The following is a 16,497-nucleotide window of genomic DNA, read 5'->3' as shown; positions in this document are numbered from 1 at the left end:
AGGGTACAAAGAAGTTCGATTTTATTTATATTAGCTTTTATAATTTATAAATTCATTTATTATTTTTTAGGATTTACAAGTTCATCAAGTAACTTTGGAAGTAGTTCCTCTATTTGCTCATCATTGAACTGGCAAGTTCCAACAGCTTTATGTCCGCCACCACCATACTTAAGCATTAGACTACCAACATCAACATTAGAAGTTCTATTTAAAATACTATATCCAACAGCTACAGAACACCCTTTTCCACCTTTACCATTTACAATCCAAGCAGATATGTTTTGTTCTGGATACATACTGTAAATCATAAAACGATTCCCTGTGTAGATTGTCTCAACTCCACGTAAATCAGAAATGATAACATCTCCTTCTACATGTGTATATTGAGCAATCATCTCTTTAAATTTACTTGTTTGCTCAAAATAAACATCTATACGTTCTTTTACATCTGGTAATTCTAAAATTTCTTCTGTACTTAAAGTTCTACATGCATCAATTAGCTTTTCCATTAATTGATAGTTAGATATGGTAAAGTTTCTCCAACGACCAAGACCAGTCCTTGGGTCCATAAGGTAACCAATTAAAATCCATCCAGTTGGATTTTGTACTTCTTCTATTGTAAGATTTCCAGAATCAACTTTGTCTACTGCCTCTAACATCTCATTAAAATGAGGAAATCTTTCACTTCCACCATAATACTCATAAATAATTCTTGCACAAGAAGGAGCCATACGACTTTCACCTTTATACTTTCCTAGAAGCTCATTTCTCTCAAACTCACTAGAGTGATGGTCAAACCAAAGACCACAACCCTCAACAAATGGTACATTTGCAAGACAATCATCTTCTGTTACCTCAACTAATCCATCCTGTAAGTCCTTAGGATGAGCAAATTTCCAATTATCAATAATACCTGCTTCTTTTAATAATGCACCACATACTAATCCATCAAAATCAGAACGTGTAATTAACCTCATAAGTTTCATCCCCTTTACTTTAAATATGTCATATATATACAATCTTTTCCTTAAATATATCATATCATTTTATATGTCAGCTTGATATACATTTTATTACATACATTGAAATAAAAATACTAAAAAAGCAACAGCTTTATATGAAAATCAAACTGTTACTTTTTATTACTATTAATATTCTTTAGGTGGTGTAATTATTAATCCTATAGAGTGCAATCTTCTTCCCTCTCCATGTAAATTATTTTTAAGAGGTTCCAGTATATTAGCAATCTTTTTATTCGCTTCAACTATCTCGTCAACACTAGCATACACTGGACAGACAGAAAATCCCGAACCATCTTTTAAGATATCCTTTTCCCCTTTTTCAGCATACTCATAAAACTCTTTTAAAAATACCATCATATATTGAGTAAATAGCTGTGCATATGCTTCTCCAGAATTCTCATTTATAATATTCTTTACATCATCAGCGATATCCAACTTCATAGCATATACTTTTTCAACAGTTCCTCTTATTTTATTTTCTTCAATCACTTTTATAATGTCATCTTCTAGCATTTTATTAAGATAGCGATAGAGTGTAGCTTTTGATATGTCTTGAAATTTTTCGCCTAACTGTTTTGCTGTAGTTCTGTTATTTGAAAAAATCTCAAGTAGCAACTTACATTTAGTTGGGTTTACAAAACAATCCATCAACTTATCATTCATATTGCATTACCTCCCCTAATATTCTTAATAAGATAATATTATCATGTTGATAATATCAATTCAAGATTACTTGGAAAATTTATACATTGGGTAATATCATTTTCTATAGTTAAATAATAACAGTAAAATTTTTTAATAACTAATTACTTTTCAAAAAATAAAAAAGCCCTTGAATTATTTGTATAACTCAAAGACTTTACATTTCATGATTCAATACTAAGCTAATTTTGCTTTAGCAGCTTCTGCTAATTTTGCAAATCCTTCTGGGTCTTGTATAGCCATTTCAGATAACATCTTTCTGTTAACTTCAATACCAGATAATTTTAATCCATTCATTAATCTTGAATAAGATATTCCATTCATTCTAGCAGCTGCATTTATTCTTTGTATCCAAAGTTTTCTGAAGTCTCTCTTCTTTAACTTTCTTCCTATATAAGCATTTTTTAATGCTTTCATTACGAATGTATTTGCTGGTCTATATAATTTGCTTCTAGATCCTCTGAATCCTTTTGCAAGTTTTAATATTTTCTTGTGCTTTTTACGAGCGTTCATAGCTTTTTTAACTCTTGCCATCGTTATGACCTCCTTTTATATCCCTCTTCTATAGTTATTATTTATAATCTGTATCCTAGTATGGTAATAATTGTGCTATTCTCTTAGCATCTCCATCACTTACTAAAGTTGATTTTCTTAAGTTCATTTTAGTTTTTGCAGATTTTTTAGTTAATATATGTTTTTTAAAAGCTTTAGCTCTCTTTAACTTTCCAGTTCCTGTTTTCTTTAATCTCTTTGCTGCACCTCTATGAGTTTTCATTTTAGGCATGACAAATTCCTCCTCTCAGTTAATCATCTATTTTTTTGGATCTATAATTACAACCATATTATTACCCTCAAATGCAGGGGCTTTTGTTGGTTCTCCAAACTCTTTTATTATATCTAAAAACTTAAGCATAACTTCTTTGCCTATGTCTTTATGTCCTAATTCTCTTCCTCTAAATCTAAGTTCAACTTTGACTTTATCTCCCTTTTTAAGGAATTTTATAGCATTATTAGCTTTCGTATTTAAATCATTTTGTTCAATACCTGGTCTAAGTCTTACTTCTTTTACAACTATATTTTTTTGCTTTTTCTTAGCTTCTTTGTCTTTTCTCGTTTGTTCATATCTAAACTTTCCATAATCCATTATCTTACATACTGGTGGATTTGCGTTTGGCGAGATTTGAACCAAATCTAAGTTTTTGCTAGTAGCCATTGCTTGAGCTTCTTTAGTAGGCATTACTCCAAGTTGTTCACCTGTTGATGAAAGGACTCTTATTTCCTTATCTTTTATTTGTTCATTGATTGCTAATTCTTTGCTAATTGTAGGACACCTCCAAATTTTTTATAAAATAAAAAGCGAATGATATAATCATCCGCCATATAAGTTACCAAATTTAAACAAGCTTAAACTAAAATTAAGCTTTAACTTATATTTACCTTACTAACCTTCGTTGTAAGGTGAGAAGCGGACTTCTTCTTTGTTTTATTCTTACCTTATTTACTATATCACTTAATCAAACTATTTGCAACTACTTTTTTTAATTTATCAAAATTTAATTACTTCTTCCTAATAATAATTATATGTCCATGCTATCTATTTTGCTATTAATTTTTAGATTTCTACTATAAAAATTTTTATATCTGTGTATTCTACATAACAAATTCTATATTGGATTCTAATATACTACATACTTATTATTCTATACGATACTCTAATAAGTTATCTATTTATACAATTTGTATAATAGTATAGATAGATATTTCCTTAAATCTTATTTAACAACTAAATTTTATTTAAAAGCTATTTTATTTAACAGTTATTTTATTTAACAGCTATATAGTTCACTTTTTTATATCTAGCTAACATACTCAGTAGTTCCACCTTTTAATACTTATTTAACAGTTATTCCTTTTATTTATATTACTTTTTTTGTTTATGATAAAGATATAGTAATCCTAAAGCGATATTATTTTAAAACTATAACTAAAAAACTTCCTTAGCTAATTTTATACATAATACTATGCTTCATATCCCTTAATCTATACAATATAACATTTTTTATCATTTTTATTTTATCTTGATTTGTCGCATTTTATTCAACACATAAAAACAATCTATATATACACACAAATTCACTTTTTCATACATTTCACAAATTTATTTTTATTTAGATAACATGTATATTTTTTCCATGAAAAATAAATAATAAAAAATAGTAAATATGGAAAATATAAAATTGATTAACAATAATTAATTACCTGAGGTGTGAATATGAAAATGCTAAACAACTTTTTTAAGAAAATCAACAATCCAGTTCCTGTCTTTGCACAAACAAAAATGGAAAGAGAAAATCAAACAGACGATTCACTTTCTACAAAACCAAAGACTACATTTAGAGACGTTGCTGGATTAGACGAAGTAAAAGAAGAACTATTTGAAATAGTTGATTTTATGAAGTCACCACAAAAATATCAAAAAATGGGTGCAAAGATACCTAAAGGGGTATTATTTTATGGCCCTCCAGGAACAGGGAAAACTTTACTTGCATCTGCTGTAGCTGGTGAAACAAATTCATCATTTTTCAATGTTACAGGTTCAGAGTTCGTTGAAAAATATGTAGGTGTAGGAGCAAAAAGGGTTAGAACTTTATTTGAAAAAGCTAGAAAAGAAGCTCCAAGTATAATATTTATAGACGAAATAGATGCTGTAGGAGCAAAAAGACATCTTGAGAGTAACAACGAAAAGGACCAAACATTAAACCAACTTTTAGTTGAAATGGATGGATTTAATAAAGATTCCAATGTATTAATAATAGGTGCTACCAATAGACTTGACTTATTAGATGAAGCTTTACTTAGACCAGGAAGATTTGACAGACACATTCATATAGGTGCACCAAATTATCATACTAGATTTGAAATTCTAAAGGTACATACAGATGACAAGCCTATAGACAAATCTGTAAATCTAGAACTTTTAGCTAAGAAAACTCATGGTTTCAATGGAGCCCATCTTTCAAATATAGCAAATGAAGCAGCTATATTTGCAGTTAGAGATGACAGTGAATACATTACATCAGAACACTTTGACAAGGCACTTGAAAGAGTCATTGCAGGATTAGAATCTAAAAACTCTGCATTGGTTGAAAAAGAGAAAAAAATAGTAGCTTATCATGAAGCTGGACATGCTCTTGTAAGTGATATAGTAGGAATTTGTCCTATACAAAAAATATCTATAGTTCCTAGAGGACAAGCATTGGGTTATGTTCTTCAATTACCTGATGAAGATAGATATATCTATACTAAGGATGAGTTGATTGGAAAAATAAAAATACTACTTGCAGGAAAAGCGTCAGAAGAATTAATATTTAACCATAAATCTACTGGAGCGAAAGATGACTTAAAGAAAGTTACTGAGATAGCTAACCAAATGGTTTGTGAATATGGTATGAGTAACTTAGGGTTTATGACTATTGATGGAAATGATAAAACTTTCTTATGTGATAAAATTCAAAAGGAAGCAAATCGTATAGTTGAAGTTTGTTATAAGGAAACTTTAGAGATATTAAAGGATAACCTTGAAGATTTACATTCTGTTTCTAAATTCCTATTTGAAAAAGAAACTATGACTCATGAAGAGTTAAAAGATTTAATAGGAAAAGAAGCTGTAAACTAATATAAATTTAAAAAGATGAGTCTTATCAACTTTAAGACTCATCTTTTAATTTTATCTGTTAATATAAATATTACTCCTACATAAATACATTAAAGTTTATTATCAGCCAATGTCAACCAATAATAATTATAAAAATCCTATTCTTTTACTTACTAAGATTCCTTTACAAAAATTATCATTAGCATATATTTAGATATATATCACTTAAACTGTAGAACCTCTTTCAATCAATTCAGGTTTTAGCATTTCAACTACTGATTCATGATTTTCTTCATTTAATAAAGCTTTAAGTATGTTAATTGTTTTTTCAATTAATAAATCTAGTGGCTGTCTAATTGTTGTTAAATTATAACTTTTCCATGAGGCCATCTGAATATCATCATACCCTATAACTGATAAATCTTCTGGTATCCTTAATTTATACTCAAATCTTGCAGCATCCATTACCCCAATAGCTATCAAGTCACTTGTGCAAAAAATCGCTGTTGGTGGGCTTGGTAATGATAACATTCTTTTCCCTGCTTCATATCCAGAATCATAATCATAGCTTGCAGATTCTTCTTTAAGGTTATGAATTCCATTTTGTCTTAGCTTAGAATAAAATCCAATTTTCTTTTCCATTTCCTCGCTTGTTTCTCTAGTAAATTGAATGTATCCTATATTTTTGTGTCCCCTATCAAGCAGATATTCAGCAGCCATTCCTCCACCTTCAATTGGGTCTACGTAGACTGTACTTATTTTTATACCAGGTATAAAACGATTAAAAAGAATAACAGGAATATTATTTTCTTCACAGGTCTCAGCCATAACCTTATTCATAGCTGAAGCTGTAATAATTACAGCTTCTACTTGAAACTGAATCACTTTTGAAATTATACTGTCTATACTTTCTTGTCTAGGAACTTTAAAAACAAGACATTGTTTACCTATCTCTTGAATTTTTTCTACAAATAAGTTGATAATTCTATTGTAAAATGGACCTAGATTATCACCAACTATCAATCCTATAACATTTGTTTTGCCACTAATCATTCCTCTTGCAACTAAATTAGGAACATATCCTATTTCATTTGCTACACGAAAAATTTTTTCCCTTACCTCAGGTTTTACACCCTTTCCATTTGCACTACCAAATGCTCTTGAAACAGATGATTGAGATACTCCTGCCAATCTCGCAACATCTTTTGATGTAGCCGATTTATTATAATGAACTTTTTTTTGATTCATTTAGTATTTCTCCTTAAACATCTAGTATTTCTTCTTAAAATTGTATTAAAAATAAGATAATATATTGGATGATGAAAAAAGCTAACACAATTAATTCTTGCTTCCCTAAAGAAAATGGTAGTATAGACACTCCATCTACTTTATCCATCTCTTTGTAAATAAGGTCTCTTCTCATACCAAATGCAGTATATTTTTTAATATCGTCTACATTATTATTGTTTTTTAAGATGATACTAAAAATATATCCAAATATCAATGTTATTGTAGCACCTATTGCTGGATTCCACAACCAACTCATGTTATATTTATTAGAAATAAAAAATCCTAAAACTAATCCTGCAATAAAGCCAATAGATACGCCTTTATCATGAGCTTTATATGTAAACATTGCTAGTACAAATGCACCTGTAGCTGGTCCAGCAAAGTATGAGATATAGTTACCAACAAGGTCAAGAATTGACTTAATGCTTCCTCCAAATGCCATAATAATGAAACCTGTCATAACAACACCTATAACGATTGTTATAATCATCGTTACTCTTAATGATGATTCTTTACCATCTTTTTTAAAATAAAACTCATAAATATCTTTTGTAAAAACAGTTGTCATACTATTTAGTATAGAGTCAATACTAGACATTGCTGCTGCAAATACACCTGCAATAATAATTCCAATTGCTCCTACTGGGAGTTCATTCAAAATAAAAGTAATCATTATTTCATTTGAAGTTTCAAATGCTCTTCCATCGTAGAAAACAAATAAAATCACTCCTACCAATAACATAAAGTAATAAACTAAATTCATAACAAATGCACTAACTACAAAAGAATTTTTTGCACTGTTTAAAGATTTAGATGTTAAAACTCTTTGTACTTGAGCTTGGTCAAAACAGAAATATCTTATCCACATTATAGTCCCACCAATTAAAGTAGCCCAAAAAGTATTTGTAATTGAGATATCTGTGCTAAAATCAAATGTATTTAATTTACCACTCTGTTGTGCAATTTGTAATGTATCAAAAAAACTGAGATTCATTCCTTTTAAAGCTGTAATAATTACTATAAATACAGCACTTATTACTACTAGCATTTGAATACTATCAGTCCATATAACTGCTTTAATTCCTCCTAATAATGTATATATGATTGATACAAGTACAACGATTGGAACTAAAACATAAAGTGGCCAACCAGTAATCATCTGAATAATAAGTACTGGTATATATACCATAGAACTCGCTTGAATCAATGAATTAATAAAAAATTGAATAATAGTTAATCCTCTTGAATAATTTCCCAATCGAAATCCCATATATTCATATACAGATGTTATCTTTAATCTATAAATAACTGGGGTGGTAACGCTCAGTGCAAAAAATATTGCTAAAGGTACTGTAATATTAACCATTACTGGATACATCCCATCCATATATGACCATCCAGGACCACCTATAAAGCCATTTGCACTAATCATAGTAGCTGCAACTGATAAAGCAATTGGAATCCATGGCATTGACCTACCTGCTAAGAAATAATCTTCTTGATTTTTATTATCTTTTCCTGAATAATAACCAATAACTAACATTAACAGCAAATATCCTGTTATAATACATACGTCAATTGATGAAATCATAAGCCACCCCTTTCTAAGTGATAAAAGAATTTTTCATTATTTTATTGCTTCTTGTTTAATGTTTCTGGTAAGAATAACCATACAATAGCACCTGCTACAAATACTGCTATTGATATATAAAAGATAGTTATCATACCTAAAGTACCAGAAGCTGTACCAGCTATGGCAGGTATTGCAAAGGTAGATATAATTCTTCCTCCATTAAACGAAATCCCAGATGACAATGAGCGATATTTGCTTGGAAATAGTTCTGTATAGTATGCTCCCCATGCTCCAGAATATCCAACAGCAAGACCTAACAATACTGATATCATGTAGAATGTTGTTATATTGTCTCCTCCTAATTTTGTATATATAAAAACAAACACTGCTGCTAACGCCATCCCTATAAAAGGTACTTTTCTCCCAAATTTATCTGCTATAAAACCCCAAAATAAATATCCTACTAATTGACCAATTCCTTGTAAACTATATATAGAACCAGCTACTGCTGCTGTCATTCCAATTCCTGTTACTAAGTATGTAGTTGCATTATTTGAAAATGCTGAATATGCTGTAAAATTAGCACCTGATAAAAGAATTGTTCCCAGACCAATCCATAAGTATTTTCCCTTGTACATACTTATATAGCTAATTTTTTCACCAGTTTCTTTTCCTTTTTTAACTAATTCTTTTGTGTACTCCAAATCATCTGGTACAAAGAAAATTGCCAAGATAGCTCCAACTATAGGTGGTACAATCGCAGTATACATCAATATTTGCCAATTTGCATCACCCAAAATTCCATACACCTTCCCACCAAAAATCATAGCTAACGAAAATAAGGCAGTTAATATAGCCGCTAATTTACCACGATATTTACTTGGAAACATATCTGCAACCAAAGGCATAGCTGTTCCAAATACTCCACCTAGTACTACTCCTGTACACAAACGTGCAATTTTCCATAATATAATATTTGTAGGAGACAACATTGGTATAAATGTTGTCAGTCCAATTAATAAAGCAACACTAATCAAAGTCCTCTTTTTTCCAATTTTTGTAGAAATCACTCCAAAAATAAACGTACCTGGAATTGTCCCAAAAGACATAACAGCAAATATTTCTTCTGTTTGTTTTAATGAAAAACCAAATCCACCCTCTGTTATGGCATAAATCATTGTTGGTTTAATAAAGGTACCTACCATAAAGTTATAGCAATAAAAAAAGTATATTAAAGCAATTGAAAAAAATGCAATTCCTCTTTTTAGGTTTGAATAGTCCTTTCCTAATATGATATCATTTTCTATCTCAACTGTTGTTTTCATATTCTTTATAAATCCCCCTTTTTAATATTAATCATAGTTTATCTAAGAATTTATCCTGTTATTCGTTTTATACCATAGTCCATCTAAGAATTTATCTGTTATTTGTTATATACATCTATTTCTCAAATTTTATAAAAAAATACTCATTATATAGATTTCAAGATTGTTTATACTCTAATAAACTTACTCTTCCACACCCATATACATTTGCTTTAGAACATCCATGCCATCAAAAGTTATCCATTCTTCCTTTACTTTACCTTGTAATACATGATAATGATTAATTCCCATTACCTCCACATGCTTTCCAGAAGGTTGTCCAAAAAAACCTATCCCCTCATTTATTCCACGTAATCTCCATCTTACAGATACATCATATCCTTCATTTTTTTCCCTTTGATTACAGGTTACTCTTTCTACTTCATAACTTCCATTTGGAATTGATGCAAGTAAACTTACAATCATACCCTGTATCTCATCATATCCATTTAAATCTTTATCACATATAAAATGGACTACTGCATTATCATGATAGTGTTTTTTAACTTCATTTATATATTTGTAATTATAAATACGACTTGTCATCTCAAGCATCATTTCACCAACTGAATCATCTTTCGCTTGGTATTTAACTGGCATAAATTGACCATCCATAGATTCACAGATACCATATGTTGATTGCAAACTAAGTACTTTAGATGCACTTGCTTTTGCCATATCTTTTGCTACTTCCTGAGGATTTAATCCTAATTGAGTAACAATCCATAAATTATCTCTAACTAACCACTCTTCATGAATTCTATTGTTTGTTGTAGCACAATCAATTACAGTTCTAAAGTTTATTTTTCGACCTGTTGCTGGTCCAAAATTACTATCACCTAGATTAGTTGCTGTAGATAAAACACGATGAGAAGATAAAAAACCATCAGCACCAAAGTTAGACCATATTACATTTTGTCCAATTAATCTTCTATCAGGAAACGCATGTAATGTCTGAAGAGTATTGGAAATAACGTCTTTAATACCAACTAAATTAGAAGAACCACAGTGCATTGTAACATTGTTGTGATATGTATCATAAATAACTCCTATACCTTTTTCTTCCCAAATATTATGTGTTATTTTCATAATATAATCTACAAAATCCCTATACTTAGAATCAAATCCTGGTATTTCCTGCTCCCTTTTTGTCTGTTTTGAAAAATCATTGTAATCCGTCACTCCAACAGGTGTTACTTCTAGTGAATCTCCATAGTAAATTTTTGTAGACTCCATATTATATTCCCCCTTAAATACAACTTTTTCATTTTTTTCAGTAGTAATATTTATATTAGATTTATCTTCATCAGTTTTATGTATGCCTGTTTCATTATCAGTAATTTGATTTTTAGTAATTTCATTATCAGTAGTTCCATTATTAGTAATTTGATTTTTAGTAATTTCATTATCAATGGTTTTATTATCAGTGATTTCATTATTAGTAATTTGATTTTTAGTAATTTCGTTATCAATAGTTTCATTATTAGTAGTTTCATTATTAGTAATTTGATTTTTAGTAATTTCGTTATCAATAGTTTCATTATCAGTAATTTCATTATTAGTAATTTGATTTTTAGTAATTTCGTTATCAATAGTTTCATTATTAGTAGTTTCATTATTAGTAATTTGATTTTTAGTAATTTCGTTATCAATAGTTTCATTATTAGTAATTTCATTATCAATAGTTCCATTATTAGTAGTTTCATTATTAGTAATTTGATTTTTATCTGTATTGCTAAAATTAGTTTGATTTACTTTAGATTTATGTCTTTCCTTAACTTTGTCTGATTCAAGCTCACTTATAGAACTTTCTTTTTCTTGCTCTTTTACTATTCCATCATTTTTATTATTGGATATCATTTTATATTCCTCCATCTTTTTAAGAATACGTATGCATAATTAGGCATTAAAAATACTTTTAGTTCTCTCAAGAATATCAAGACCTTGTTGTTTCAGCCAATAAGGAATATCAATTAGTACCCAGTTCTCTTGAAGCTTATCCCCTTTACGATAATAAACATCAACAACCTGCATGTCTGCTTTAATCTCACCACCTGGCAATCCTAAAAAACCTCCACATGGTATATTAGTCAGATTAGGCCACCCAAAGAAACAAGCAAAGTTCCCTTCTGCGAATCTGCATACATGTCCATTAAAAGTCTTTCCTTTTAAATTATTTCTAAATGGTAATTGGTGTTGCTCTTGATATCTAGGTATAGTATAAGAAGCACCAATCCCTCCTGGACCATACCAAATCATATCTTTAGCCCATGATTTTTCAAGTACTTCTGGAGGGCATCCCATAGAACCACTTTCATTTAATTTAGATAAATCATCTACCATTTTATTCACTAGTTCCAAAGTTTTTACTCCTTCAATTTCATCTGCATCTTCAAAAAGTAATCCATTATGGTCAATTGGTCCTGGATATACAAAATATGAACCAGTTTGTGGAGGTAATGGATTGACTCCTGCTTGAATCATAAATCCAATTATGTCTACAAATAATCCAGTTTTAGAAATTTTTCCATCCTGAACACAATTAAATTCTGCATATCTTAAACTAATCATTTTACGAGTATGTTTGATACCAAGCCAATCGTTATCAAAAAGTCCCATAAAATGTCCCATACTCATTACCCACTCACTATTGTCAATTTCATTAGTCCCTGCAATAAAAATATCTTGTCTTCTTTGCATATTACTTAATGAATTTTTTAAAGGTTTCCAAAATACATCTGCTACATTTTCTATTCCTTCTTGTTCATGAAATGGATATACACCTTTCCAATTATAGTCCGATTTCATGTGTTGCTTTAAAACATTTTTAACTCCATCCCCATTGGCATTTTCTAATGCTTCAAAGTAATTTCTTACAACTTTTTTTGAATTTTGATATTTTCCCATATTTATATCCTCCCATATTTGTTTAAGTTATAATTTAACTTTCTCATTCTAACTGCATACGTTATCTTTTTAAGCACTTTTTTCCCTGTTTAAAGTGTTATTTATGAATACATATGCATTTTTCTAAATATTAACATATATCTAAAAATTTGTAAAGAAAATGTTATCATAAAAATATAATTTGTGACTCATATCTAATCAAATTGATATAATTCTATAAATAAATTAATATATTAAATGACTACTGCAAATCAATAAACCATTGCCTAAAATTAGTCCCCTCAACTTTACACTTTATAGAAATCTAAATATATACCATTTAAAATTAGAATAAAATTAAAAAGTGTTGGTCTTTAAAAAATTAAGGCTGTAAGTAGATTCATTTAAAAATAAATCTACCTACAGCCTCATATCTTTCTAAAAGTAGTATAAATAAATCCTCAATATAGAATATCTCACCACAATTCAAGAGGGTAATCTAATTAACATTTTTATCACATGTACGATTTATTGAAAAATTTCATTACTTAATATGATAACTTTTTTCAAACAATCACATAAATTATTCTAATATCTAGTTAAGTTTTACACATTTATATTAAAATAATAAAAAAGGCTTAAAACGTAATATTCTACTAGGTCTGCCATACTTACTCATAAGTTGTTCACTTACTACCTCACAATATCCAGCATCACACAATTTAAGTATTATTCTGTCCATAGTCCTGATACTTACACCACATATAGTAGCTAACTCTTTTGATGTAAATTCAGTTTTTCCACTATTTATTATACTACTGAATACTTTATATACAATATTAGCACTGAGACCTGTCTCTGTGGCTATTTGATAAAATCGTTCATCAAAGCTATTCTTCTTTTTAACAGTAGGATTCGATTCTAGTGGTCCCATAACTTCTCCATTTTCAAAAACTACATATGCTGCATCATTTTTTTGAATCTGAGCCATCTTAATACTCTCATAAGCATTAAATTTAGCTTCATTTGCTGTTTTTCCATAACCAATTCCTATGTAAGAATTTATAACTGAAACCTCACGAATCATATCCAACAAGTAAATATCCCTATACTTCTTTGTTTCTAACTCTAGTATTTTTTTAGTTGTAAAAATCATAAATTCACTTCTACTCTGCTCTACCAAAACACCCTCTATACGACTATTGAAATGGTATAGTTTCTGAACCTCCCATGACTAAAGTCACAGGGTTCCTGCTTCATAGAATTTTGCATACTAAAATATGTCTTACCAATTCTCCACAGGCTATCCCCGTAGTTCCTACGGTTCTTACATAAGTTATCTATTTTAAACTCTTATTAGTCTTAATCCTTCTTTCAGTATATTTATACTTGCATTTATATCTCTATCGTGAGTTTCATTACAACAAGGACAAATCCATTCTCTTATACTTAAATTCTTCATTTCCTTGTTTTTGTACCCACATTTATTGCATATTTGTGAACTTGCAAAGAATTTACCTACCTTTACAATTTGTCTACCATACCAATTAGCCTTATATTCTAATTGACGAATAAATTCTGACCATGACACATCAGAAATTAAGCGAGATAGTTTACTATTTCTAGTCATATTCTTTACTTGTAAATCTTCTATGCAAATAATATCATTCTCTCGTATTAATTTAGTAGATAGTTTTTGTAGAAAATCCTTCCTTTTATTAGCTATATATTCTTGAAGTCTTGCAACTTTTAATCTTGCTTTATTTCTATTTAAACTACCAATTGTTTTTCTCGATAGTTCTCTTTGTAATTTAGCAAGTTTGTTTAATGACTTTAGAAGATACTTAGGATTTTCTATAAATTGTCCACAACTTGAGATACAAAATTCTTTAATTCCTAAATCTAAACCTATCTGACTATTAGTATTTTCAAATGCTTCAATCTCTATATCAGTGCAGCATAGTGATACATAATATTTACCACTTGGTTCTTTGGATATAGTAGCATTAAGTATTCTCCCTTGAGGTACTTGTTTATCTCTTACTTTAACCATACCAATTTTAGGTAATTTTATATATTGACTACAGTACATAATATTTCCATTTGTAAAGTTAGTTCTATATGAAAATCTATTAGTTTTCTTTGATTTAAATTTAGGAAATCCTGCATTTTCTTTAAAGAATTTTTTATATGCGTTTTCTAAATCTTTTAAGATATTTTGTAGTGAAAATTTGTCAGGTTCTTTAAGCCACTCTAATTCTTTTTTTAAATTGGTCAAATCAGAACTGCACTGTTTATAAGTAAAAGTTTCTTTATTGTTTTCATAAACTTCTATTTTTTTAGCAAGATACTTATTATATACAAATCTACAACATCCAAAAGTTTTGTTAATTAACTCTTGCTGTTTTTTATTTGGATACATTCTAAACTTATAAGCTTTTTCCACTACTATCACCTCACTTTAATTGTTTTTTATGATTATTAATATACATATCCGAGTAACTTCTATTTTTCATCACCCATTATAATATTAACAAACGTAATTATTTAAAACAATTATTTGGAAGGTTTTTATATTTATTTTTAAATAACATATGCAAGGACCATAAGTCTTAACTTTTATCATTTTTGAGGTTGTCGTTCACATAAGTTCGCTACTACCTATGCAGTTCTCTTATGAACTTCTTACACTTTCATGCAAGCACAGACTATATCTTATCCTTCGGCATTATCCGTTAAGGTCTACCCACTTCCACTACCGATAGCTTGTAGTGTACTTCCCTCAAGAGGAATAGTCGTTGAAGTTTCTCCTACTTAGGAGCTTACCTGCTGATTGCCCATTTTAAAGTACTTAGGGTTTAACCTTATACCATCTAACCAATTTTTTCTACTTTCGTAACTTTCACACTTAGGTTTATTTCATCCTTATGTTTTAGTTTGGTTAGCTTTAGGGGTTTCCAGCAATTCAAGTAGTATTGGATAGGTTCTATCCTATCTCTACATATAAGTTTCCCTATATGCTGACTATTTTAGCTACTAACTCATGACTAAAGTCACAAGTGTGCGTAGCTATTTTTTAATCAAGTATCTTAATCCTTTGTGAAAGATAAGCGTACTCATCTTCTTTCATCAATGAATATTCTGAAGGCATATTTAGTTTGATAGCAAGAACAACAATCTGATTCTCATTGTTTTTCTTTGCAATATAACGCATCTGAATATTTTTTATACTTTGCACCATCACATCTTCAGAAGGCAAAGCTAAAACTACTGGAATATCATTTTTTTTCATTATATGATAAGCTTCTTCAAGACCTGTAATACAGCAACATATATTATTATTTTGATAATTATATTTGTGAAATTCGAGCACAAACTTTATGTAATCATCTTCTAGATATTTTTGGTCTGCAAAAAACATTTGTTCATCCTTAAATTCGACTCCAATTTCTTTATACAATCTCTTCACCATTGCCTTATCATAAGTGTCTATACTAAGTCTATTAATATCACATTTAAGTAAATATGTAATTTCAAGCAATACTCTGTATAGTGTTGTTTCATGTCTAGGAAGATAATCAGACAGCATAAAATCTTTTTGTCTTTTTTCAAAAAATTTAAATGGTGATTTTCCTGTAAAAAGCACTGCATCTACTCTGCCTTTATACTGTTCTAATAAGTCAGGCGCTTCAACATATCTATCATATCTAACAAAATCTGTTTCAATATTCGGAAAATTTCTTTTGCTTACTGCTAATATTTTGTCGATTACCATATCTGGTCCTACATAAAGTATTTTCATTATGTTTCTCCTTTCTTATGATATTATTGACCTTTAAAACAATTTATCAATTATTCACCATACAAAAATCTACTTGAAGTTTTTTTACTTATCATTATTTGTTGAAATATTTTTGTCTTTAAATTTTATCCAGTAATATTAATTACATTTTACAATTAATCTTATGTTTTTTCTACTTAAAGTTAAATCCTTTTAAAAACGCA

General features: G+C 29.2%; 14 protein-coding genes. 1 reads left to right on the top strand and 13 read right to left on the bottom strand.

The features are described from left to right. Positions 1–59 precede the first annotated feature (59 nt). From ACTG45_RS03905 to infC, 5 genes are all read right to left on the bottom strand, one after another. Positions 60–977 carry a DHH family phosphoesterase gene (locus ACTG45_RS03905; RefSeq protein ID WP_021383513.1) on the bottom strand — a complete coding sequence of 306 codons (918 nt, stop codon included), beginning with the start codon at positions 975–977 and terminating at the stop codon, positions 60–62. Positions 978–1,148: 171 nt separating this feature from the next. Next, positions 1,149–1,685, bottom strand: a complete 537-nt coding sequence (locus ACTG45_RS03900) for a helix-turn-helix domain-containing protein (RefSeq protein WP_021383450.1) — start codon at positions 1,683–1,685, stop codon at positions 1,149–1,151. Between the two features lie 216 nt (positions 1,686–1,901). Beyond that, positions 1,902–2,258 (bottom strand): 50S ribosomal protein L20, encoded by a 357-nt coding sequence (gene rplT, locus ACTG45_RS03895; protein ID WP_021383519.1) that lies wholly within the window; start codon positions 2,256–2,258, stop codon positions 1,902–1,904. A 55-nt stretch (positions 2,259–2,313) separates the two neighbouring features. Further along, positions 2,314–2,508, bottom strand: coding sequence for a 50S ribosomal protein L35 (gene rpmI / locus ACTG45_RS03890; protein WP_003429729.1), 195 nt, complete (start codon positions 2,506–2,508; stop codon positions 2,314–2,316). A gap of 27 nt (positions 2,509–2,535) precedes the next feature. Beyond that, positions 2,536–3,027, bottom strand: a complete 492-nt coding sequence (infC, locus tag ACTG45_RS03885; RefSeq protein WP_479918773.1) for a translation initiation factor IF-3 — start codon at positions 3,025–3,027, stop codon at positions 2,536–2,538. Between the two features lie 969 nt (positions 3,028–3,996). Here infC and ACTG45_RS03880 point away from each other — a divergent pair. Beyond that, on the top strand, positions 3,997–5,400 hold the full coding sequence (locus ACTG45_RS03880; RefSeq protein ID WP_479919871.1) for an ATP-dependent metallopeptidase FtsH/Yme1/Tma family protein: 1,404 nt from the start codon (positions 3,997–3,999) through the stop codon (positions 5,398–5,400). A 204-nt stretch (positions 5,401–5,604) separates the two neighbouring features. On the opposite strand, the gene ACTG45_RS03875 is transcribed toward ACTG45_RS03880, so the two are convergent. The 8 genes from ACTG45_RS03875 to ACTG45_RS03840 all read right to left on the bottom strand — a co-directional run bounded on the left by ACTG45_RS03875 (position 5,605) and on the right by ACTG45_RS03840 (position 16,294). Then, positions 5,605–6,627, bottom strand: a complete 1,023-nt coding sequence (locus tag ACTG45_RS03875; protein WP_479919870.1) for a LacI family DNA-binding transcriptional regulator — start codon at positions 6,625–6,627, stop codon at positions 5,605–5,607. Between the two features lie 34 nt (positions 6,628–6,661). Continuing rightward, a complete protein-coding gene (locus ACTG45_RS03870; RefSeq protein WP_479919869.1) occupies positions 6,662–8,260 on the bottom strand; it encodes a sodium:solute symporter family protein in 1,599 nt (532 codons plus the stop codon). A gap of 41 nt (positions 8,261–8,301) precedes the next feature. After that, positions 8,302–9,567, bottom strand: coding sequence for an MFS transporter (locus ACTG45_RS03865; protein WP_479919868.1), 1,266 nt, complete (start codon positions 9,565–9,567; stop codon positions 8,302–8,304). A 183-nt stretch (positions 9,568–9,750) separates the two neighbouring features. Then, on the bottom strand, positions 9,751–11,466 hold the full coding sequence (locus ACTG45_RS03860; RefSeq protein WP_479919867.1) for an ester cyclase: 1,716 nt from the start codon (positions 11,464–11,466) through the stop codon (positions 9,751–9,753). 39 nt (positions 11,467–11,505) lie between these two features. Next, a complete protein-coding gene (locus tag ACTG45_RS03855; protein ID WP_479918194.1) occupies positions 11,506–12,513 on the bottom strand; it encodes a nuclear transport factor 2 family protein in 1,008 nt (335 codons plus the stop codon). A gap of 598 nt (positions 12,514–13,111) precedes the next feature. Next, positions 13,112–13,675 (bottom strand): hypothetical protein, encoded by a 564-nt coding sequence (locus ACTG45_RS03850; RefSeq protein WP_479919866.1) that lies wholly within the window; start codon positions 13,673–13,675, stop codon positions 13,112–13,114. A gap of 162 nt (positions 13,676–13,837) precedes the next feature. Then, positions 13,838–14,947, bottom strand: a complete 1,110-nt coding sequence (gene tnpB / locus ACTG45_RS03845) for an IS200/IS605 family element RNA-guided endonuclease TnpB (protein ID WP_479919865.1) — start codon at positions 14,945–14,947, stop codon at positions 13,838–13,840. Positions 14,948–15,568: 621 nt separating this feature from the next. Next, positions 15,569–16,294 carry a hypothetical protein gene (locus ACTG45_RS03840; RefSeq protein WP_479919864.1) on the bottom strand — a complete coding sequence of 242 codons (726 nt, stop codon included), beginning with the start codon at positions 16,292–16,294 and terminating at the stop codon, positions 15,569–15,571. Between the last annotated feature and the right edge of the window lie 203 nt (positions 16,295–16,497).

It is taken from the genome of Clostridioides sp. LIBA-7602, from assembly GCF_056688945.1.
Note: the sequence above shows the minus strand (reverse complement) of the source record. Positions and strands in the feature narration are given on the sequence as shown.